The organism is Extensimonas perlucida (assembly GCF_007655255.1).
In the GTDB taxonomy this organism is placed as follows: domain Bacteria; phylum Pseudomonadota; class Gammaproteobacteria; order Burkholderiales; family Burkholderiaceae_C; genus Extensimonas; species Extensimonas perlucida.
Genome location: NZ_VMYE01000014.1, coordinates 47,612 through 68,132 on the forward strand (window position 1 = coordinate 47,612; position 20,521 = coordinate 68,132).

Below are 20,521 nucleotides of genomic sequence, written 5' to 3' on the forward strand. Positions count from 1 at the left end.
TCATGCGCCTTTTTTAAGCGCCAACACCTTGCCGGCGGCCTCGGCCCCGGTGGCAGTGGCGGCGCGGCTGCCGGCGACGAAGTAGCTGTGCAGGTCGTGCGCAAAGCGGCGCAGCTGGTGCAGCCCGGCCTTGTTGCCGCGCACCAGCGCGTTGTAGCCGAGCACCGCAGGGATCGCCACTGCCAGGCCCAGCGCCGTCATGATCAGCGCCTCGCCCACCGGGCCCGCGACCTTGTCTATGGTCGATTGGCCCGTGGTGCCTATGGCCAGCAGTGCGTGGTAGATGCCCCACACGGTGCCGAACAGGCCCACGAAGGGCGCGGTCGAGCCCACCGAGGCCAAAATGGCCAGGCCCGATTGCAGGCGCGCGCTGCAGTCGTCGAGGTGGTTGCGCAGGCTGCGCGTGATCCACTCGCTGCGGTCGAGCTGGTCTTGCAGGCTCGCCTGCGCGTGGAGCGCGTTGGCCTCCTGCGCGGCCTGGGCGAGTTGGCGAAAGGGGTTGCCCGGATCGTCACCCAGGTGCGCGAGGCCCGAGGCGAAGTCTTCGCTGCGCCAAAAATCCTGCGCCGCGCGCGCGTGGCGGCGCAGCCGCAGCACGTCCCACGCCTTGAGCACGATGACGATCCACGAGGCCAGCGACATGAGCAGCAGCAGCACGGCGACGCCGCGCGTCACCCAGTCACCCTGCGCCCAGAGGTTGGCGATGCCGAATTGGGATTCCATAAAAATTCTCCTTTGAGGCTATTTCGATAGGGAACATACCCCGCGTTGCGGTCAGGGGCGGATGGATGCAAGGCGCAGCGCGCCGTCCATGCTAGGAGCCTGTCGGACTTTGGAATCGTCGGCTGCGAATGCGCCGCAGCGGCCCATTTTTTACCGGCTTCTTGCCCCATAGTCCCACTATGGGGCGGCGAATTCGGCAAAAACTGGCCTCGCCGGGGCGCATTCTCGCTTTCGACGCCCAAAGTCCGACAGGCTCCTAGAGGCCTGGACAAGCGCTGCAACGCCGCAGACGCCGCCTCTGACCGCAACCCGGAGGGCTATGGCGCGGGGTATGTTCCCTATCGAAGTGGCCTCTCATTCCAAGACAAATTGAATGGGCACCAGCGTCCACATGGCCTCGGGCACGCCGTTGCGCTTGCCGGGCACGAAGCGCCAGTGCTGCACGGCCTCCTGGGCTTGGCGGTCGAGCCGGTCGTAGCCGCTGGATTGACTGATTTCGACCTTTTGCGGCAGCCCTTCGGCGCTGATGAGCACGCGTAGCACCACCTTGCCCTGCTCGCCCATGCGCTTGCTGATGGCGGGGTAGGGCGGCTTGGGGTTGTTGAGGTAGGCGGCGTTGCTCGACGGTAGTTCGATGCGCGGTGGCGCGGCCGGCGCGGGCGCAGGGGCGGTCGGGGCGGCGGCGGGGGCGGGAGTGGGTGCCGCGCTCGGTGCATTGGGCGCAGGCTCGGCCGAAGCTTGTGCTGCCACAAGTTCCGAGGGGGCTTGCGTGGCCGGTACGGGCTGCGCTTTGGGTTGCGCCTTGGGCGCAGGCTGGGGCCGCGGCGTGGGGCGGGGCTTGTCCGGCACGGGGGGCGAGGGGGCGGGCTTGGGCGCTGGAGTGCTTTGCGGCGCAGGTGGGGTGGCGGCTTGGCTGAGCAGCTCGGCCGGCACGATCAAAGGCTCTCGCGCGGGCGGAGCCTGGCGCTGCAGGCCCGCTTGCAAAGCCCACAGCGCCGCGCCGTGCAGCAGCAGCACCAGCGTCGCAACCACAGCCTTGCGGCCGGTGCCTGCGGGTGCATGGAAAAGCGGTGATTCAGACATGAAAAAGTGAGCTGCCAGCGCTGGTGGAATCTGGGCTAAGGGCCAAAAACATCAAAAATTCATTTGCGCAAGATCCAGCACGCCGAGCCGGCCACCAGAATCAAGCTGAGCATGAGGATGGCAAATGGTTCCATGGGGCTTGTCTCATCGTGGTGCTTGGCATGGATTATGAATGAGAATATGTCTCATTTGAGGCGCCGGGGTAAAAATTTCCGACATCCGCGAGTATCTCGCGCCCGGCCTGCGCGAGCGTGGCGCAGCCCGTGAGCGCCATCGCGGCTTCGAGCTCGTCGCGCAGCAGGCGTAGCACGTGCGCGACGCCAGCCGCGCCCGAATGGGCCAGGCCCCAGACGATGGGCCGGCCCACGAGCACGGCGCGCGCGCCCAGGGCGATGGCCTTGAGCACGTCGGTGCCGCGGCGGATGCCGCCGTCCACGAGCAGCGGCAGCGCGCCGCCCGTGGCGTCGGCGATGCGCGGCAGCACGCTGGCCGTGCTCGGCGTGGTGTCCAGCGTGCGCCCACCGTGGTTCGAGACGATCACGGCGGCCACGCCGTTGTCCATCGCAGCGCGTGCGTCCGCAGGGTGCAGCACACCTTTGAGCAGCACGGGCAGGCGCGTGATGGACTGCAGCCATTGCACGTCGTCCCAGGTGGGGGCGTGGCGCAACAGGCCGTCGAACAAGGCGCTGGAGCCTGCGCCGCCGGGCGCGCTGATAGCGGCAGCCTCAGGCAGATTCACCGCGCGTAGGCCGGGCGGCAGGCGAAAGCCGGCGCGCCATTCGCGCTCGCGCACGCCGCTGCAGGGGGCATCGACGGTCAACACCAGCGCCTCGTAGCCCGCGGCTTCGGCGCGTTGCACGAGCGCGCGCGTGTGGCCGCGGTCGGGCTGCAGGTAGAGCTGGAACCACAGCGGGCCGCGGCCCGCGTCGCCCAGCATGGCCTGGGCCACGGCTTCGAGCGGCTGGCTGGCCTGCGTGCTGAGCACCAGGCCCGCGCCGAGCGCCGCGGCGGCGTAGGCCGTGGCCAGTTCGCCGTCGGCGTGCGCGAGGCGCTGGAACGCCACGGGCGCGAGCAGGATGGGATGCGCGAGCGTGCGCCCGAGCAGCTCGCAGCGTGTGTGCCCGCCCGCGAGTGGGCGCAGCACGCGCGGCAGCAGCGTGAGCGCGTCCCAGGCGCTGCGGTTCGCGCGCAGCGTGATCTCGTCGGCCGCGCCGCCGCTGAAGTAGGCCCAGACCGGCGCGTCCAGGCGCGCACGCGCATGGCGCTCGTGGTCGGCGAGGGTGAAGAGGTCGGCGGGCAGCGTGTGCCTTTGCGGCGTGGTGGACATGGTTGAATTTCAAGCAAAATTGGCCTCTAGCGCTTATCCATCAAGCGCTAGCAGCTATCAAAATGATATTTTGCAAACCACATCTCAGGTGTCGGCCCACTGGCGCAGCAGGTTGTGGTAGGTGCCCGTGAGGCCGATCACGGACGGGTCGCTCTCGCCCAGGCTTTGGCGCAGCGCGAGCAGGTGCATGTCCATGTCGTAGAGCAGCTCGCGCTGCGTGGTCGAGCGCACCATGCTTTGCACCCAGAAAAAGCTCGCAAGGCGCACGCCGCGCGTCACGGGCGTGACCTGGTGCACGGTGCTGCCTGGGTAGAGGATCAGGTCGCCCGCAGGCAGCTTGATGCGGCGCTCGCCCTGTGCCTGCTGGATCAGCAGCTCTCCGCCCTCGTATTCGTCGGGCGCGCTCAGAAACAGCGTGCACGAGATGTCGCTGCGCACCCACTGCCCCGTGGCCTGCGAGTGCAGCACCGCGCCGTCGATGTGCGGGCCGTAGAAGTTGCTCTCGCCGCTGTAGCGGTTGAACAGCGGGTTGAAGATTTTTTGCGGCAGCGCGGCCGAGAAAAACAGCGGCGCGCGCTGCAATGCCGAGAGCACCAGCGTGCGCAACTGCTGCGCCTGGGGGCTGGTTTGCGCGAGCTGCGCGTTGTTTTTCTGGGCCAGCGCCTGCGCGCCGGCGCTGCTGCGGCCGTCTAGCCAGGGCGCGTCGGGGCCAAGCAGACGGCGCGCCGTCGCGAGCTCTTCGGCGTCCAGGATGTGGGGGATGTGCAGGAACATGGTGCGGATCACGAACGGTTCAAAAGCGGCTTTTGAACGTCAGCTGCGCCGCGCGCGCCGCGCCGGGGGCGTAAAAGCCGCGGTACAGCGTGTCGGCGTAGAGCTTGTTGGACAGGTTGCTGACGTTGAGTTTGAGCGAATTTTTCTCGTCGATGGTGTATTCCAGCATTGCATCGATGGTGGCAAAGCCGGGCGCGGTGACGTTGCGTGCGCCTTCGGGGTTTTGCCGGCCGCGGTAGTTCAGGCCCCCGCCCAGGCGCAGTTCGGGCGTGAGGGCGTAGGTCGTCCAGAGGCTGCCGCTGTGTTTGGGCGTGAGCGCGGGTCGATCGCCTTGCACCTGCGCGCCGCCGCCGTTGGCGGCGAGCGCCTGGTTGCTCTGATCGATCTTGGCGTCAGGGATCCAGGTGTGGTTGAAGAACACCTCCCACTTGGGCGTGATGCGCCCCGCGAGGTTGAATTCCATGCCCGCGGCGTGGCGCTTGCCTGACAGCAGCAGCTGCTCGGCGGCGACGTCAGGGTCGGTGTTGCGCTCGTTGTATTTTTCGCTGTAGAACAGCGCAACGCCCAGCGCTGCGCGCCGCTCGAACAGGTCGAACTTGCCGCCGATTTCGAAGTTGCGGCTCTTTTCGGGGCCGGTGTTCGCGGTTTTGGCCGTGCTGGCGCTGGGGTTGATGTCGTACTGGTAGGCGTCGCCAGAGGTGTTGTATGACGTGCCATACGACACGTAGTACGAGGACACAGGGCTCGGCTGGTAGAGCAGGCCCAAGCGCGGGCTCCAGAGATTGTCGTCGCGCTCGTTGTTGATCTTACCCGAAGGACTGTAGTACGAGGCCGAGAAATGGTCGTAACGCAGCCCGGCCACGAGCTTGAAGGCGCCCGTGAGCTCCAGCGTGTTCTGCACATACAGACCCAGGTCGTGCACCGCGTAGGTGTTGAAGACGGGGTTGCCGCGCGTGTCGGGCCGCCAGGCGCCGTCGTTGGGCGTGCCCACCGTGGTGTTGAGGCCGCTTGCCGGGCCCGCGAAATTCTGGTTGCGCCGCGCATCGTCGTAGTAATAGTCCAGTCCCGCGAGGATCGCGTTGTTCTTGCCGAACCACGAAAAGTTGCGGCTGTAGTCGCTTTGCAATTGCGTCAGCTCGCTGATGCCCACGCGGCCTTTGGGCGTGCGGCTGATGGCGGTGTCGGGGTTGAGGTTGGCTAGCGTGGTGCCGGGCGCGAAGCGGATCGCGCTGGCCCAGAGGTCGCGCTCGTAGCGGCCATGGCGCAGGCGCGTTTGCAGCGTGCCGTCGGCGTTGAAGCCCTCGTCCTCGAAGCGGTGCGTGTGCGAAAAGGTCACGTACTGCGCCGAGGTATCGAGATAGTCGCTCGCCAGGCCGTAGTAATTGCGCGCCGGCAGCGTCGGGATGATGGTGCCTTTGCTGCTCAGGAACCAGGGATGGTTGTAAAGCGGCCTGCCGTGCACCTCGAGGTAATACGCGCCAATGGAAAACTCATCTGCGCTGCCTATGCCCCAGCTGTAGGTGGGTGCAATGCCGCGCTTTTTCTTGAAGGCGCCGAAGTCGTATTCGTTGTGCACCAGGGCATTGAGGCGCAGCGCCGCGTCCTTGCCGGTCTGGATGTTGAAGTCGCCCGTGAGGCGATGCTCGCGCCCCGTGCCAAAGGTGTAGCTGACCTCTTTTTGATCCATCAGCATAGGCATTTTGCTGACCTGGTTCACCACGCCGCCGGTCGAGCCCTTGCCAAACAGCATCGAGGCCGAGCCCTTGAGCACCTCCACGCGGTCGTCGTTGAAGGTGTCGCGCTCGTACAGCGGGGCGTCGCGCATGCCGTCGATGTAAAGGTCGCCCGCCTGCATGAGCGAAAAGCCGCGCATGCGCACGTCCTCCTCGCCCGTCTCACCGGCCTGGAAGGTCACGCCCGCGGTGCTGCGCAGCACGTCGCGCAGGTCATCCTGATTGCGGTCGGCCATGAGCCGCTCGGTGAACACCGTCACGGTCTGCGGAATGTCGCGCAGTTCCTGCTCGCCTTTGCCGATGCGCGATTTTTCCACTTTGAGTGTGTCCTTGGCCTGGACTTGCACGCTCTCGCGCACGGTGACCGTGGAGAGGGTCGGGCTGCTGGCGTCACTGGCCTCCTGCGCCCACGCGCCCATGGATGCCGAGGTGGCCAGCATCAGCGCGCCTAGGAGCCTGTCGGACTTTGGAATCGTCGGCTGCGAATGCGCCGCAGCGGCCCATTTTTTACCGTCTTCTTGCCCCATAGCACCGCTATGGGGCGGCGAATCCGGCAAAAACTGGTCTCGCCGTGGCGCATTCTCGCTTTCGACGCCCAAAGTCCGACAGGCTCCTAGCAACCGGTCCGGCGCTGGATGTGCGCTGCCCCAAGGCTGATGGGCCGGCAGGGCAATGCCTTGCGTGGATGGTGCGGGCCTTGCGGAGCCTGCTATGGAGGCATGGTGTTGGGTGGGCGGTGTCAATCCGATCTCCTTGCAAAAAATTGCGCCGGTCTCGCTGTCCGGCAGGGCTGCGCCGCATGCGCACAAAGAGGCATGGGCACGGGAACTGAGGATGGATCATAAAGCAAATGCGAGTCATTCCCATTCGAATGTTGATCGAAGCCAAAAAAAAAAGCCGGCAGAGCCGGCCTTTGGGTAGTGTGTGCCGGGCCGCGTGCCCGGCGGGTTTCAGGAGACGTGCTTGCCCACCAGTCCCGCGAGCTCGAACATCGTGACCTGCTTTTTGCCGAAAAAAGGCTGCAGCTTGGCGTCGGCGTTGATGTTGCGCTTGTTCTTCGCGTCTTGCAGATCGTGGGCTTTGATATAGACCCACAATTTGCTGATGATCTCGGTGCGCGGCAGCGGGGCCGAGCCCACGATTGCGGCCAGCGCGGGGCTGGGCGTGAGGGGCTTCATGAAGGCGGCGTTCAGGGTACGCTTTTTGGCAGGCGCGGCAGCTTTGGCCTTGGGTGTCTTGGCAGGCGCTTGGCTGGCGCTGGGGGTTTTGGCGGCGGCCTTCTTGGCCGGGGCTTTTTTCGCTGTTGCCATCTCGGGATTCCTTGTTGGATGTGGATTGCGCCAGCCCAAACCGAGTCTGACCGGTTCTGTTGCTGGCAGCATTCGATGCTATAGGGAATTCAGCCCTTTTCCTACGCGAGACAACCCCTGCAAGCCCCATTTTGTGTGAAAAAAGGGACAAAAATTGAGCAAAAAGCGCCGCTGCGCCCTGGGGACGGTGGCTGTCTGCAGGACAATCGCCCGCGTTTTCCCTGTGACGAAAGGCTTCATTCCATGACGACCAGCTCCGCTTGCACATTCAGCACCTGTGATTTCTGCGACGTCCACAAAGGCGACGACAGCGGCGCCTTCCGCGTGCTGCCGCCGATGTTCCAGCACTTTGGGGGCGTGGCGGCGTTTTGCGGCCCGGTGAGCACGGTGCAATGTTTCGAGGACAACAGTCTGGTCAAGGCGGCCCTCGATGCGCCGGGGCAGGGGCGCGTGCTTGTCGTCGATGGCGGCGGCTCGTTGCGCCGTGCCCTGGTCGGCGGCAACCTGGCCACTGCTGCGGCGCGCAACGGCTGGGCCGGCGTGGTGGTCGATGGCTGCGTGCGCGACTTCGCCGAGCTCAACGCCGCTGCCGTGGGCATACGCGCGCTCGGGTTGATGCCCATGCCGACGGAAAAACGCAACACCGGACTGCGCGACGTCGCCGTGCGCATCCAGGGCATCTGGATACGGCCCGGCGATTGGCTCTATGCCGATGCCGATGGCATCGTCGTGAGCGCCCGGCCCTTGCACGGCTGACTTGCACGGCTGCCGAGCGAGCGCGCACCTCGGGCAATCCTGAATCATGAGAATTGCTTTTTGCAATGTGAGAAAAGGAAATGCTGCATTGCCGCAAAATTTCTCGATACGAGAGATAACTTTTTTTATTGCGAAAATTGTCGGATAAGTAATTGTTTTTCCATAGAAAATTTTTTGTCTTGTATAAGACATAAGATGTTCTTCGAGTCTTATAGAAGACTTACATTAGATGCTGTCGGCGCACATCTTGCTGCCCGACGTGTTCCCAACCCACGGAGTGATTTCATGTCGCAATCTCGCACCACATTGACCCGCCAACAGCAAATCGAAGCCCTGGAAAAAGACTGGGCGAGCAACCCGCGCTGGAAAAACGTCAAGCGCGGCTACACCGCCGCCGACGTGGTGCGGCTGCGCGGCTCGCTGCAGCCCGAATACACCTTGGCGCAACGCGGCGCCGAAAAACTGTGGGAAAAGATCAACGGCGGTGCCAAAAAGGGCTATGTCAATGCCTTTGGCGCCATCACCGCAGGTCAGGCCATGCAGCAGGCCAAGGCCGGTCTCGAAGCCGTCTATCTGTCGGGCTGGCAGGTGGCGGCCGACGGCAACACGAGCGAAACCATGTACCCCGACCAGTCGCTCTACGCCTATGACTCGGTGCCGACCATGGTGCGCCGCATCAACAACACCTTCAAGCGTGCCGATGAAATTCAATGGAGCCGCGGCATCGGCCCAGGTGACGAGGGCTTCATTGACTTTTTCCTGCCCATCGTGGCAGATGCCGAAGCCGGCTTCGGTGGTGTGCTCAATGCCTTCGAACTGATGAAGAACATGATCGCCGCAGGTGCGGCCGGCGTGCACTTTGAAGACCAGCTGGCCGCCGTGAAGAAGTGCGGCCACATGGGCGGTAAAGTGCTCGTTCCCACGCAAGAGGCCATCGAGAAGCTGATCGCCGCGCGTTTTGCTGCCGACGTGATGGGCGTGCCGACCATCGTGCTCGCCCGCACTGACGCCGAGGCCGCGAACCTGATTACGAGCGATCACGATGCCAACGACAAACCTTTCCTGACCGGCGAGCGTACCCAGGAAGGCTTTTACCGTGTCAAGAACGGTCTGGAGCAAGCCATCAGCCGTGGCGTGGCCTACGCGCCCTATGCCGACCTGGTGTGGTGCGAAACCGGTACGCCCGATCTCGGCTTTGCGCGCGAATTCGCCCAAGCCGTGCACGCCGCCGTCCCTGGCAAGCTGCTGTCGTACAACTGCTCGCCTTCCTTCAACTGGAAGAAGAACCTCGACGAAAAGACCATCGCCAAGTTCCAGGACGAATTGTCCGCGCTGGGCTACAAATACCAGTTCATCACCCTGGCCGGTATTCACATCAACTGGTTCAACACCTTCCAGTTCGCCCACGCCTATGCGCGCGGTGAAGGCATGAAGCACTACGTCAACATGGTGCAGGAGCCCGAATTCGCCGCACGCGAGAAGGGCTACACCTTTGTGTCGCACCAGCAAGAAGTCGGCGCAGGCTACTTCGACGATGTGACCACCGTGATCCAGGGCGGTTCTTCCAGCGTGAAGGCGCTGACCGGCTCGACCGAGGAAGAGCAGTTCCATTGATCTGAAAACCTGTCCTGGTGCCCGTGAGGGCGCTTGGGACAAGTGGCGCTAAACCACCTGATGCTTGGGCGTTGGGTGGTTTTTTTATTGCGCGACGGGTACCAGCAATCGCCACGCTTCTTTATCCAGCGCCAGGGCAATCTTCTCGATGTTGGACAGCGACACATTCCACACCCGACGCTCCAGTGCCGACACAGAGGTGCGATCCAGATTACAGGTGAGCGCCAGTCGTTCTTGAGACCATCCCTTCTTTCCCGGAAGCGTCCTCACATGCCATGCCAAGATGCCACGGAGGTCATCTTTTGCTGGCACTTTGGTCGGGGGTGAGGGCTTTGCAGACACATGGCTAGCGTCGCAATTTGGCGTCTTTGCATCTATGGATTTTGCTTCTCTTTTGTGGTCATAATTCTTCCCAGAACAACCAGATCAAGGGCGGAGCATGTCACTCGTACTGTCGCTGGCAACCATGTTCGGCAAGCCCGCTGCCGAGAGGTTGATTCAGGCCCTGGGAACCCGCAAAGACGGCTCCAAACGCTTGGAACAAGCCGCCACAGCCATGGCCAGCGGGGCCACCGCCATCGAAGCCCTGAAACAGGCATTCGGCAAGGACTTTCTGAGCTCCCTCAACGCGGTGCTGGGCACATCCAAGGCGACCTTCACCTATGAGGCAGGCACCCAGCACTACATCCGTCAGGAGGCTGCTGGCTTGCCCCCTGCACAGGTGTTACGGGATGAGCTGAACATCAACCTGGATCGCCTGACATTGCTGGAGGTGAAGGGCAAAGACCTGAAAAACCAAGCCCTTGGGGTGGTAGCTATCTGGGGCAAACGGTGCCTTGACTTGTATGGAGACACCCACAAGGAAGACATTGCACCTACCTTGAAAGCCATGAATGACCTGCTGACAGGTGATTCACGCAACTACCGGCAAATCTATGAACTGCTGTCCACCACGGGTCTGGGTAGTGTGGGTGCATTGATGGTCATTGCAGGTGTGCTGCTGGCCACTGGAACCGGCGTGGGCATTGCCACAACCATTTCCACATTTGTGTTTGGCATCCCCTGGATCACGGTGGGCGCTTTGGTGCTTCCCGGTGCGCTATTGGTCGTGATGGCAGCCAAGAAGGCCCGCCCCGTGGATGACGTTTCTTTGTCCGTCGCGCTGGCTTACAAGCTGCTGGAGCGATTGGAAAAACGATGATATTTTTTTGTAAAGGAGGAGTATGAGCGGCGAAGCATTGTTCAAGTGTAAGGATTGTTCGCAAATTGGTCCTGCAAAAAAGAAGTTGCATGGCGCATGGTATTTTCTATTGCCTATTTGGTTTGTTGCAGTAATATTTGCTGTGGGGTTTCCTTTGGTAGGCGTACCTGCTTTGGTGGTAATGTATTTGCTAATGAGGAAGCGCCACTGTAAATTTTGCGGATCTATGAATGTAAGCAGGCATTTTACGGATGATGAGCTGCAAAAGGCCAAGCAGGCAAAAGACGAGCTTCGAAAAAAAATTGAAAAATTAAATGCGAAAAAGGATATGGAGTCCCGTATTCGAGATAATTTGCAAAGGGATTTGAATTTCATCTCTGATGGAGCGAAGAAGTTGAAAATCAAAGTTGCAGGCGGCGTTGGTTGGGAATATTTGCAAAATCAGTCAGTTGATTTGAAGATTATGAATAGTGAATTGCGAATTTACGATTGGAAGAGGCTTGAAAAAAAAGTGATTCCCTTTGATCAAATTCGTGATGTGGAAATTGGTGGGCCTGGCAAAGTGGTCAACAGTCCAGGTATCAGTGGAGGAGGTTTCGGCGCTGAGGGAGCAATGACGGGCATGGCATTGGCAACCGTAGCTAACCTTGTCCTTACTAGCAGTAGTACAAGGACAATAGTCCGACTTCTACTTGATAATGCAGAGGTCATCTTTGTTTCCACTGACATTGAGCCAGATGCAATGAGAACACTGTTGTCGTCGGTGTTTGTTCACGCGAGAAACCATAGTGTCACCAGAGCTGACTCAATATCCGATCAGTTGGCTAAATTGAAGGGGTTGTATGATTCCGGTGCTTTAAGTGATGATCAGTATCGAAAAGCAGTTGATAAGATAGTTTCCTGATTTGAATTTTCAGCAAGCGCCCTCGGAGCAATCCCAGGGCGCTTTTCTTTTGCCCATCCCATTTCAACCTGAAAGGAGTTCTGCCTATGGAAATATTCAAAACCTCTGAATCTGCGTGCCAAGGGCTATGCACTCGCCCAAGCCAACAAACTGCCCGTCCTGTTCAAGATCATGCGCAACCTGGCCAAAAAAAGGAGATACCGGGGTCACAGGCCAACCCGGCCAATGGGGTGGTGCTTTTCAACCCCAACAACGCCAAGGAGCGTTACCTCACAGCTGCCGAAACTCAACGGCTGTATGAAGCCTTGGAGCAGTCCGACAACACCCAGCTCAAACACATCGTGTCCTTGTTGCTGATGTTCGGATGCCGCAAGCGTGAACTGCTGGATGCCAAGTGGGAACACTTCGATCTGGAGCGGCGCAACTGGCGCATCCCCATGTCCAAGAATGGCAAGGCCCGCAACATTCCCATTTTTGCCAGCAACCTGATGAACTCGGGTCAATCCATCTATGTAGTCAGCAAGCTGTTGGGACACTCCCAGATCAAGACCACCACCCGCTACAGCCATTTGGCCGATGAAACCTTGCTTTCTGCGGTGGATGCAGCAGCCAGGGTGGTGGACGCAAGCTGGCAGGCACCCGCAGCAGTCCAGGCCTGACTAAAATTTAAGCAGACCCAGACACCCTCCCATCACGCCATCAAACGCCCACTTCGGTGGATTGGTGGGTGGATGGTGGGGGTGAATGGACATCTCAACCGAGGGAAAACACACAACTGTTTGTCGGTTCAAAAAGGCATACCGTGACCGAGTGGGGCATGCGTGGGTGGCCCCGGAAAAGACACCAGAAAAACGCAAAAAACCTTTGAAACTCTTGCATTTACGGCATCTGCTGACTGTTCAACACCTTCCAGTTCGCCCACGCCTATGCGCGCGGTGAAGGCATGAAGCACGACGTCAACATGGTGCAGGAGCCCGAATTCGCGGCCCGCGAGAAGGGCTACACCTTCGTGTCGCACCAGCAAGAAGTGGGCGCAGGCTACTTCGACGACGTGACCACCGTGATCCAGGGTGGTTCTTCCAGCGTGAAGGCGCTGACCGGCTCGACCGAGGAAGAACAGTTCCATTGATGCCATGGTGCCCGTACCCCATACGGGTGCCCTGGCCGGACTGATGCGAAGCCGTCTCGCAAGAGGCGGCTTTTTCCATGGGGGTAGAATCCCCCCGATTTTGCTGAAATAGCTGGCACGAGCACTGACCTGGGCACTTCAGGCAATGACACTGCGAAGACACGCCGTGCCCGCAGGCTCTGAGCAAAAATGGGCACTTCGCCAGGTGCTTCTTGCCTAGGCAGCTATCAAAATGATGAATCAAACAGCGCGGACACTCGCGCTGTTCTTGTTTTTCGAACGAGGATTCCTGTAAATGATCGAAACGATCCAGCCCCCCCGCCAAGCCGTGCGTGTGACCTTGCCCGACGGCTCCACGCGCGAATTTCCCGCTCCTGTGACGGTGGCTGAGGTGGCGCAGTCCATCGGCGCGGGGCTGGCCAAGGCGGCATTGGGGGGCAAGGTGGATGGCAAGCTCGTGGATACGAGTTGCACTATAGACCACGACGCTGCGGTGTCCATCGTCACGGCCAAGGATCCCGAAGGGCTGGAGATGATTCGCCACTCCACGGCGCACTTGCTGGCCTATGCGGTCAAAGAGCTGTTCCCCGACGCACAGGTGACCATAGGCCCAGTGATCGAGAACGGCTTCTATTACGACTTCAGCTACAAGCGCCCGTTCACGCCCGAAGACTTGGCTGCCATCGAGAAAAAAATGGCCGAGCTCGCCGCCAAGGACGAGCCCGTGGTGCGCCGCGTGCTGCCGCGCGATGAGGCGGTGGCGTATTTCAACAACCTGGGCGAGCGCTACAAGGCCGAGATCATCGCGAGCATCCCGAGCAATGAGGACGTCAGCCTGTACCGTGAGGGCAAATTCGAAGACCTGTGCCGCGGCCCGCATGTGCCGAGCACGGGCAAGCTCAAGCACTTCAAGCTCATGAAGGTGGCCGGCGCGTACTGGCGCGGCGACCATCGCAACGAGATGCTGCAGCGCATCTACGGCACGGCTTGGGCCACGAAGGAAGAGCTACAGCAGTACCTCGCCATGCTCGAAGAGGCCGAAAAGCGCGACCACCGCCGGCTGGGGCGTGAGCTCGACCTGTTCCACATCGACGACCACGCGCCTGGCGTGGTGTTCTGGCACCCCAAGGGCTGGGCGTTGTGGCAGGAAGTCGAGCAATACATGCGCCGCGTCTATCGCGACAACGGCTACCAGGAGGTCAAGGGGCCGCAGCTGCTCGACAAAACGCTGTGGGAAAAGACCGGCCACTGGGACAAGTACCGCGACCACATGTTCACCACCGAGAGCGAAAAGCGCGAATACGCGCTCAAGCCCATGAACTGTCCGGGACATATCCTGATCTTCAAACAAGGGATCAAGAGCTACCGCGACCTGCCCCTGCGCTATGGCGAGTTCGGCCAGTGTCACCGCAACGAACCCACGGGCGGGCTGCACGGCATCATGCGCGTGCGGGGCTTCACGCAGGACGACGGCCACATTTTCTGCACCGAAGACCAGATACTGCCCGAATGCATCGCCTATACCGCCTTGCTGCAGAAGGTGTACCGCGATTTCGGCTTCGCGCACATCATCTACAAAGTGGCCACGCGGCCCGAGGCGCGCATTGGCTCGGACGCGAGCTGGGACAAGGCCGAGCACGCGCTCATGGAGAGCCTGCGCGCTTCGGGCTGCGAATTCGAGCTCGCGCCGGGCGATGGCGCTTTTTACGGGCCCAAGATCGAATACACGCTCAAGGACGCCATAGGTCGCCAATGGCAGTGTGGCACCATGCAGGTCGATTTTTCCATGCCCGAGCGCCTCGACGCCGAATACGTGGGCGAAGATGGGGCCCGCCATCGTCCCGTGATGCTGCACCGCGCCATCGTGGGCAGCCTGGAGCGTTTCATCGGCATTCTGATCGAGCAGCATGCGGGCGCCTTGCCCACCTGGCTCGCGCCGGTGCAGGTGGCGGTGCTCAATATCACCGATGCGCAGGCCGATTACTGTCGCGAAATTGCTGCAAGGCTGCAAAAAGCATTGCCGAATCAAGACCTTAGGGTCGTCACCGATCTGCGCAACGAAAAGATTACCTATAAAATACGCGAGCATTCTTTGCAGAAGCTGCCCTACATCCTCGTCGCCGGCGACAAGGAGAAGGCGGCAGGGGCCGTCGCAGTACGTGCACGGGGCAACAAAGACCTGGGTGTGATGTCTCTGGAAGCCTTCACCCAGCACATTGCCCAAGACATTGCATCCAAAGTCTGATCCAAAAAACGGGTGAAATGCCTGGCATTCCTGCGGCGTTTGCTATTGTTTTGTATATTGATTCGAGGAAGAAAACCATCGCTACCGAATTTCGTGACCGTCGCCACCGCGAAGAGCGCAAGCATCGCCTGAACCGGGAAATCGCGGCGCCTGAAGTGCGTCTGAGCGGCCCCGACAACGAGCCTTTGGGCATCGTGAGTTTGGCAGAGGCCTTGCGCATGGCGGGCGAGTTGGATGTGGACCTGGTCGAGATCGCGTCCATGGCGAGCCCGCCGGTGTGTCGTCTGGTCGATTACGGCAAGTTCAAGTACCAGGAGCAAAAGCGCGCCGCTGAGGCCAAGGCCAAGCAGACGGTGATAGAGATCAAGGAAGTCAAATTCCGTCCTGGCACGGACGAGGCCGACTACCAGATCAAAATGCGCAACATCCGTCGTTTTCTGGCCGAGGGCGACAAATGCAAGATCACCCTGCGCTTTCGTGGGCGCGAGATCACGCACCAGGAGCTCGGTCTGGCGCTGCTCAACCGTATCCGTGACGATCTGGGCGACACCATCGTGGTCGAGCAGTTCCCCAAGCTCGAGGGGCGGCAGATGATCATGATGATCGCACCCGGCAAGAAAAAGCCCGCGGCCAAATCGGCGGCGGACGCGGGTGCTTCGACTTCCGCTGCGGCTTGAAAATGCCAGGCCTTCTGCTGGCGATAGCGATATGAAGATGGTTTGAAGAATCTGCGCAGCGCCGTTTTATAGCGAGGCGTGGCGCGATAGGCAGAGCCCGATGGCTCTGCCGGCAAAAGTGGCTCGGGGCCAACAAGTTTGCAGTGTGGTTTGCAAACGCCTCGCGAGCACAAATGAAGAGGAGCATGCAATGCCCAAAATGAAGACCAAGAGCAGCGCGAAAAAGCGTTTTCGTGTTCGTCCCGGTGGCACCGTCAAGCGCGGTCAAGCCTTCAAGCGTCACATCCTGACCAAGAAGACCACCAAAAACAAGCGCCACCTGCGTGGGGCCGTGAATGTGCATGAGACCAACCTTGGTCACATGGCGCAGATGCTGCCCTTTGCCGGCCTGTAACCGCTAGACGAACAAGGAGTAACGCATATGCCTCGCGTCAAACGTGGCGTCACCGCCCGTGCCCGTCACAAGAAAGTTCTCGCCCTGGCCAAGGGCTTCCGCGGTCGCCGCGGCAACGTTTTCCGCATCGCCAAACAGGCGGTGATGAAGGCGGGCCAATACGCCTACCGCGACCGCCGCACGAAAAAGCGCGTATTCCGCCAGCTTTGGATTGCGCGTATCAACGCCGCGGCCCGTGAACTGGGCCTGACCTACAGCCAGTTCGCCAATGGGCTGAAGAAAGCCTCCATCGAGATCGACCGCAAAATGCTGGCCGACCTTGCCGTGCACGACAAGGCGGCTTTCGGCAGCATCGTCGAGCAGGTCAAAGCCAAGCTGGCGGCCTGAGCTTGCTGCGTATAAGAGTGCTGCGAGTAGTTATTTTTTGATAGCTGTTCGCGCAATCAGAGCAAGGGCTAGCGCTGAAAATGCACTAGCCCTTGTCGTTTTGGAAAAGTCGATATGAACGATTTGGATTCTCTGGTCGAGAACGCGGTGCGTTTGTTCGCGCAAAGCGCTACGCCAGCGGAGCTTGAAAATGCCAAGGCGCAATTCCTTGGCAAGTCTGGGCGCGTGACCGAGCTCATGAAAGGGCTCGCGCAGCTTTCCGTCGAAGAGAAAAAAACACGCGGCGCAGCCATCAACGCGGCCAAGCAAGCCATCGAAGCGGCGCTGCAGGCGCGGCGCCAGGCTCTGGCCGAGGCCCAGTTGCAAGCGCAGTTGCAGGCCGAGGCACTCGACGTGAGCTTGCCGGGCCGCCAGCGTGGCGCCGGGGGCTTGCACCCGGTGTCACTTACGCTGGAGCGCATCCAGGCCATTTTCGGCTCCATGGGCTTCGACGTGGCCGACGGGCCCGAGATCGAAACCGACTGGTTCAATTTCACTGCATTGAACACGCCGCAAGACCATCCGGCGCGCTCCATGCACGACACTTTTTACGTCGAAGGCGGCGCTGAAAATGCGCCCCATCTGCTGCGCACGCACACCAGCCCGATGCAGATCCGCTACGCAGTGCAGCATGTCAAGAGGTACCGCGCCGCGCAAGGTGCCGCTGGCGGTGGCGCAGAGCTGTTTGCCGGCCCCATGCCTGAAATCCGCGTGATCGCGCCGGGGCGTACCTACCGCGTCGATAGCGACGCCACGCACTCGCCCATGTTTCACCAATGCGAAGGCTTGTGGATTGGCGAGAACGTGAGCTTCAAAGACTTGAAGGTCGTCTTTACCGATTTTTGCCGCACTTTTTTCGAAAACGACGATCTGGTGCTGCGCTTTCGTCCGAGCTTTTTTCCGTTCACCGAGCCCAGCGCCGAAATCGACATCCAGTTCCCGAGCGGGCCGCTCGCCGGGCGCTGGCTCGAGGTCGCGGGCTCGGGCCAGGTGCACCCTACGGTGGTGCGCAATATGGGGCTGGACCCTGAAAAATACATCGGTTTTGCCTTTGGCATGGGCCCCGATCGGCTCACCATGCTGCGTTACGGCGTGAACGACCTGCGCCTGTTCTTCGATGGTGACATCCGCTTTTTGGCGCAGTTCCAGTAAGCCTGCGCACGCCGTGGGTGGCCCCCTTTTGATCGTTTGACCATGCAATTTCCTGAATCCTGGTTGCGCAGTTTCTGCAACCCGCCCCTTTCCACGGCCGAGTTGGCCGAGACTCTGACCATGGCTGGCCTCGAGGTCGAGGAGCTGCGCCCGGCGGCGCCGCCTTTCTCGCAAGTGGTGGTGGGCGAGATCAAAGAGGCGGTGCCGCACCCCGACGCCGACCGGCTGCGCGTGTGCCAGGTCGATGTGGGGCAGGGCGCTTGGCTGAACATCGTGTGCGGTGCGCCGAATGCGCGGCCGGGCATCAAGGTGCCGTGCGCGCTCGTGGGTGCCGAGCTGCCGCCGGGGCCCGACGGCAAGCCGTTTCGCATCAAGGCGAGCAAGCTGCGCGGGGTCGAGAGCCAGGGCATGTTGTGCTCGGCGCGTGAGCTGCAGCTGTCGGACGAACACGGTGGTCTGCTCGAACTCGCGCCCGATGCGCCCGTGGGGCAGGATGTGCGCGTGTGGCTGAACCTCGACGACACGCTGTTCACGCTCAAGCTCACGCCGAACCTCGCGCATTGCCTGAGTGTGTACGGTGTGGCGCGCGAGCTGGCCGCCTTGACGGGCGCGCCGCTGCAGCCGCTCGCCTTCCCCAGCGTGCCCGTGGGTTGCACCGACAAACTGCCTGTGCAGGTATTGGCACCCGACTTGTGCGGGCGCTTTTCGGGACGCATCGTGCGCAACGTGAACACGCGCGCGCAAACGCCGCAGTGGATGGTCGATAGGCTCGCGCGCTGCGGGCAGCGCAGTGTGTCGCCGCTGGTCGATATCTCGAACTACGTGATGTTCGAACTCGGGCGGCCTTCGCACATCTTCGACCTCGAAAAGATCCACGGCGGCCTCGAAGTGCGGTGGGGGCGGCCAGGCGAGCAGCTCAAGCTGCTCAATGGCAACACGGTCAGCGTCGATGAGAAGGTCGGTGTGATCGCCGATGCGCAAGGCGTGGAGTCGCTCGCGGGCATCATGGGTGGCGACGCCACGGCGGTGTCGAACACCACGCGCGACATCTACATCGAAGCCGCCTTCTGGTGGCCCAAGGCCGTCGCGGGGCGCTCGCGGCGCTACAACTTTGCGACCGACGCCGGGCACCGCTTCGAGCGCGGCGTCGATCCCGAGCACACGGCCGAGCACATAGAGCGCATCACGCAACTGGTGCTCGACATCTGCGGCACGTCCGATACGGTCTGCGGGCCTATCGACGACCAGCGCGTGCGCATGCCCGCGCGGCAGTCCGTCACGCTGCGCATAGCGCGTGCCCGCAAAGTCCTGGGCATGCCCTTGACGCAGGCGCAGTGCACCGAAGCGCTCGTGCGGCTGGGGTTGGAGGTGGCCACGAAAAGCACCATGGACGCGGCGGATGCGGGTGTCCTGGAGGTCGTGCCGCCTTCGTACCGCTTCGATCTGGCGATCGAGGAAGACCTGATCGAAGAGGTTGCGCGCATGGTTGGCTACCAGCGGCTGCCTACGACCCCGCCGCTTGCGCCCATCACGCCGCGCGTGGCACCCGAGACGCAGCGCAGCCCGTTTGCCGTGCGCCGCGCCCTGGCTGCGCTGGGCTACCAGGAAACGATCAACTTCAGCTTTGTCGAGGAGCGCTGGGAGCAAGAGCTCGCGGGCAACGCGCAGCCCATCCGGCTGCTCAACCCGATTGCAAGCCAAATGAGCGTGATGCGCTCTACCTTACTTGGCTCCTTGCTACAGGTTTTGCGTTTCAATCTGGACCGCAAGGCGCAGCGGGTGCGCGTGTTCGAGCTCGGGCGTGTCTTTTTGCGCGACGCCAGCGTGCCCGACAGCGACAGCACGGTCGCGGGCCTGCACCAGCCCATGCGCGTCGCGGGCTTGGCCTATGGCCTGGTCGATATGCTGCAGTGGGGGCAAAAAGCACGTGAAGTCGATTTTTTCGACGCCAAAGGGGACGTGCAGGCGCTGCTCGCGCCGCTCGAGGCCAGTTTCGAGCCCGCCGAGCATCCGGCCATGCACCCCGGGCGCTGTGCGCGGGTGCTCCTTGATGGGCGCGCCATCGGCTTCATTGGCGAGCTGCACCCGCGCTGGTGCCAGGTCTGGGAGCTGCCGCAGGCGCCACAGCTGTTCGAGCTCGACCTGGCAGCCGTGTTGCAGCGCCCCTTGCCGCAGGCACGACCCGTGGCGCGCCAGCAGCCGGTGGAGCGCGACCTGGCGGTGGTGGTGGCCGAGCACGTGACTTTTGCCCAAGTGCAAGCCGCGATCGCAGCGGCCATCGCGCCGAGTCTGCTGCGCGCGGTGGTGTTGTTCGACGTTTACCGGCCCAAGACGCAGCTGGTGCGTGAAGGGGCTGCGGCAGCAGCTGCTTCGGGGGTGGGGCAGGAGGAGAAAAGCCTTGCCGTGCGCATCACGCTCGCGCGCGAGGACGCAACCCTGACCGAGGCCGAGATCGATGCCGCCATGCAGGCCGCCGTGGCCGAACTCAGCCGGCGCGCGGGCGCGCGTTTGCGGGCCTGAGCCGCGCGCATGAGAACCTGTTCTAAGGGAATGGAACACACGATGATCGAGTTCGCCGTAGAAGACCTGGAAACGCCGGCTTTGACCAAGGCGCAGTTGGCGGAGCTGTTGTTCGACCAGATCGGCTTGAACAAGCGCGAGTCCAAGGAGATGGTCGAGGCCTTTTTCGAGCTGCTGGAGCAAAGCTTGGTAGAGGGCGAAGACGTGCGCCTCACCGGGTTCGGCACCTTCCAGGTGCGCACCAAGGCGTCGCGGCCAGGGCGCAATCCGCGCACGGGCGAGCTGATCCCCATCGAAGCGCGGCGCGTGGTCACGTTCCACGCCAGCAGCAAGCTCAAGGAACAGGTGCAGGCGGCTGTCTGAAGGTGCTTGGCTCTGACCTGCATCAGAGAAGGCTCGTATCGCAAGCACCTGATGAACCGCAAGGCCTATAGCCATTATGGGAAATGGCTATGAGTCGGTTTGCTTGAAACGCCTAAAATGCCCCGCACATGCGAAGCAGCCTACGGTGAGTGGGTGCATGGTTTTTTCCCCAAGGGAATTTGGAGTTACG

19 protein-coding genes and 1 pseudogene are annotated in these 20,521 nt (G+C 61.8%); 13 read left to right on the forward strand and 7 right to left on the reverse strand.

The features are described from left to right. The 6 genes from FK527_RS12040 to FK527_RS12065 form a co-directional block, all read right to left on the reverse strand. Positions 1-723, reverse strand: a complete 723-nt coding sequence (locus tag FK527_RS12040; protein ID WP_144734137.1) for a MotA/TolQ/ExbB proton channel family protein — start codon at positions 721-723, stop codon at positions 1-3. A gap of 354 nt (positions 724-1,077) precedes the next feature. Continuing rightward, on the reverse strand, positions 1,078-1,806 hold the full coding sequence (locus FK527_RS12045) for an energy transducer TonB (protein WP_144734140.1): 729 nt from the start codon (positions 1,804-1,806) through the stop codon (positions 1,078-1,080). Positions 1,807-1,972: 166 nt separating this feature from the next. Further along, positions 1,973-3,133 carry an alpha-hydroxy acid oxidase gene (locus tag FK527_RS12050; protein WP_144734143.1) on the reverse strand — a complete coding sequence of 387 codons (1,161 nt, stop codon included), beginning with the start codon at positions 3,131-3,133 and terminating at the stop codon, positions 1,973-1,975. A gap of 84 nt (positions 3,134-3,217) precedes the next feature. Further along, a complete protein-coding gene (locus FK527_RS12055; protein ID WP_144734186.1) occupies positions 3,218-3,907 on the reverse strand; it encodes a Fe2+-dependent dioxygenase in 690 nt (229 codons plus the stop codon). A gap of 19 nt (positions 3,908-3,926) precedes the next feature. Further along, the gene (locus tag FK527_RS12060; protein WP_342778973.1) at positions 3,927-6,383 is read right to left on the reverse strand and encodes a TonB-dependent receptor; all 2,457 of its coding nucleotides are present in this window, start codon (positions 6,381-6,383) and stop codon (positions 3,927-3,929) included. Positions 6,384-6,590: 207 nt separating this feature from the next. After that, entirely contained in the window at positions 6,591-6,950 is a 360-nt protein-coding gene (locus tag FK527_RS12065; RefSeq protein WP_144734145.1) for an SWIB/MDM2 domain-containing protein, read from the reverse strand. Positions 6,951-7,193: 243 nt separating this feature from the next. Here FK527_RS12065 and rraA point away from each other — a divergent pair, with 243 nt between their 5' ends. Next, entirely contained in the window at positions 7,194-7,706 is a 513-nt protein-coding gene (rraA, locus tag FK527_RS12070) for a ribonuclease E activity regulator RraA (RefSeq protein WP_144734147.1), read from the forward strand. 285 nt (positions 7,707-7,991) lie between these two features. After that, positions 7,992-9,320 (forward strand): isocitrate lyase, encoded by a 1,329-nt coding sequence (gene aceA, locus FK527_RS12075; RefSeq protein ID WP_144734149.1) that lies wholly within the window; start codon positions 7,992-7,994, stop codon positions 9,318-9,320. 84 nt (positions 9,321-9,404) lie between these two features. Here aceA and FK527_RS17705 read toward each other — a convergent pair whose 3' ends face one another. Beyond that, positions 9,405-9,662, reverse strand: a complete 258-nt coding sequence (locus FK527_RS17705) for a helix-turn-helix domain-containing protein (RefSeq protein ID WP_144734151.1) — start codon at positions 9,660-9,662, stop codon at positions 9,405-9,407. Between the two features lie 97 nt (positions 9,663-9,759). On the opposite strand from FK527_RS17705, the gene FK527_RS12085 reads away from it, so the two are divergent. The 11 genes and pseudogenes from FK527_RS12085 to FK527_RS12135 all read left to right on the forward strand — a co-directional run bounded on the left by FK527_RS12085 (position 9,760) and on the right by FK527_RS12135 (position 20,331). Further along, a complete protein-coding gene (locus tag FK527_RS12085) occupies positions 9,760-10,521 on the forward strand; it encodes a hypothetical protein (RefSeq protein ID WP_144734153.1) in 762 nt (253 codons plus the stop codon). Between the two features lie 22 nt (positions 10,522-10,543). Next, positions 10,544-11,425 carry a hypothetical protein gene (locus FK527_RS12090; RefSeq protein ID WP_144734155.1) on the forward strand — a complete coding sequence of 294 codons (882 nt, stop codon included), beginning with the start codon at positions 10,544-10,546 and terminating at the stop codon, positions 11,423-11,425. A gap of 86 nt (positions 11,426-11,511) precedes the next feature. Further along, positions 11,512-12,084 (forward strand): tyrosine-type recombinase/integrase, encoded by a 573-nt coding sequence (locus FK527_RS12095; protein ID WP_144734157.1) that lies wholly within the window; start codon positions 11,512-11,514, stop codon positions 12,082-12,084. A 239-nt stretch (positions 12,085-12,323) separates the two neighbouring features. Beyond that, positions 12,324-12,554: pseudogene (locus tag FK527_RS12100) on the forward strand (isocitrate lyase); the annotation flags it as partial. A gap of 295 nt (positions 12,555-12,849) precedes the next feature. Then, the gene (gene thrS, locus FK527_RS12105; RefSeq protein WP_144734159.1) at positions 12,850-14,799 is read left to right on the forward strand and encodes a threonine--tRNA ligase; all 1,950 of its coding nucleotides are present in this window, start codon (positions 12,850-12,852) and stop codon (positions 14,797-14,799) included. 17 nt (positions 14,800-14,816) lie between these two features. Beyond that, a complete protein-coding gene (gene infC / locus FK527_RS12110) occupies positions 14,817-15,476 on the forward strand; it encodes a translation initiation factor IF-3 (RefSeq protein ID WP_144734161.1) in 660 nt (219 codons plus the stop codon). Positions 15,477-15,666: 190 nt separating this feature from the next. After that, positions 15,667-15,870, forward strand: a complete 204-nt coding sequence (rpmI, locus tag FK527_RS12115; protein WP_144734192.1) for a 50S ribosomal protein L35 — start codon at positions 15,667-15,669, stop codon at positions 15,868-15,870. A gap of 27 nt (positions 15,871-15,897) precedes the next feature. Next, on the forward strand, positions 15,898-16,257 hold the full coding sequence (rplT, locus tag FK527_RS12120; protein WP_005795139.1) for a 50S ribosomal protein L20: 360 nt from the start codon (positions 15,898-15,900) through the stop codon (positions 16,255-16,257). Between the two features lie 114 nt (positions 16,258-16,371). Continuing rightward, positions 16,372-17,448, forward strand: a complete 1,077-nt coding sequence (gene pheS / locus FK527_RS12125; RefSeq protein WP_144734163.1) for a phenylalanine--tRNA ligase subunit alpha — start codon at positions 16,372-16,374, stop codon at positions 17,446-17,448. Between the two features lie 42 nt (positions 17,449-17,490). Continuing rightward, positions 17,491-19,968 (forward strand): phenylalanine--tRNA ligase subunit beta, encoded by a 2,478-nt coding sequence (pheT, locus tag FK527_RS12130; protein ID WP_144734165.1) that lies wholly within the window; start codon positions 17,491-17,493, stop codon positions 19,966-19,968. Positions 19,969-20,010: 42 nt separating this feature from the next. Beyond that, the gene (locus tag FK527_RS12135) at positions 20,011-20,331 is read left to right on the forward strand and encodes an integration host factor subunit alpha (protein WP_144734167.1); all 321 of its coding nucleotides are present in this window, start codon (positions 20,011-20,013) and stop codon (positions 20,329-20,331) included. Positions 20,332-20,521 lie beyond the last annotated feature (190 nt).

Excerpts from the sequence above, each read along its gene's own strand:
- FK527_RS12040 (WP_144734137.1), bottom strand. The coding sequence starts at position 723 with ATGGAATCCCAATTCGGCATCGCCAACCTCTGGGCGCAGGGTGACTGG.
- FK527_RS12045 (WP_144734140.1), bottom strand. The coding sequence starts at position 1,806 with ATGTCTGAATCACCGCTTTTCCATGCACCCGCAGGCACCGGCCGCAAG.
- FK527_RS12050 (WP_144734143.1), bottom strand. The coding sequence starts at position 3,133 with ATGTCCACCACGCCGCAAAGGCACACGCTGCCCGCCGACCTCTTCACC.
- FK527_RS12055 (WP_144734186.1), bottom strand. The coding sequence starts at position 3,907 with ATGTTCCTGCACATCCCCCACATCCTGGACGCCGAAGAGCTCGCGACG.
- FK527_RS12065 (WP_144734145.1), bottom strand. The coding sequence starts at position 6,950 with ATGGCAACAGCGAAAAAAGCCCCGGCCAAGAAGGCCGCCGCCAAAACC.
- rraA (WP_144734147.1), top strand. The coding sequence starts at position 7,194 with ATGACGACCAGCTCCGCTTGCACATTCAGCACCTGTGATTTCTGCGAC.
- aceA (WP_144734149.1), top strand. The coding sequence starts at position 7,992 with ATGTCGCAATCTCGCACCACATTGACCCGCCAACAGCAAATCGAAGCC.
- FK527_RS12085 (WP_144734153.1), top strand. The coding sequence starts at position 9,760 with ATGTCACTCGTACTGTCGCTGGCAACCATGTTCGGCAAGCCCGCTGCC.
- FK527_RS12090 (WP_144734155.1), top strand. The coding sequence starts at position 10,544 with ATGAGCGGCGAAGCATTGTTCAAGTGTAAGGATTGTTCGCAAATTGGT.
- FK527_RS12095 (WP_144734157.1), top strand. The coding sequence starts at position 11,512 with ATGGAAATATTCAAAACCTCTGAATCTGCGTGCCAAGGGCTATGCACT.
- thrS (WP_144734159.1), top strand. The coding sequence starts at position 12,850 with ATGATCGAAACGATCCAGCCCCCCCGCCAAGCCGTGCGTGTGACCTTG.
- infC (WP_144734161.1), top strand. The coding sequence starts at position 14,817 with ATGCCTGGCATTCCTGCGGCGTTTGCTATTGTTTTGTATATTGATTCG.
- rpmI (WP_144734192.1), top strand. The coding sequence starts at position 15,667 with ATGCCCAAAATGAAGACCAAGAGCAGCGCGAAAAAGCGTTTTCGTGTT.
- rplT (WP_005795139.1), top strand. The coding sequence starts at position 15,898 with ATGCCTCGCGTCAAACGTGGCGTCACCGCCCGTGCCCGTCACAAGAAA.
- pheS (WP_144734163.1), top strand. The coding sequence starts at position 16,372 with ATGAACGATTTGGATTCTCTGGTCGAGAACGCGGTGCGTTTGTTCGCG.
- pheT (WP_144734165.1), top strand. The coding sequence starts at position 17,491 with ATGCAATTTCCTGAATCCTGGTTGCGCAGTTTCTGCAACCCGCCCCTT.
- FK527_RS12135 (WP_144734167.1), top strand. The coding sequence starts at position 20,011 with ATGATCGAGTTCGCCGTAGAAGACCTGGAAACGCCGGCTTTGACCAAG.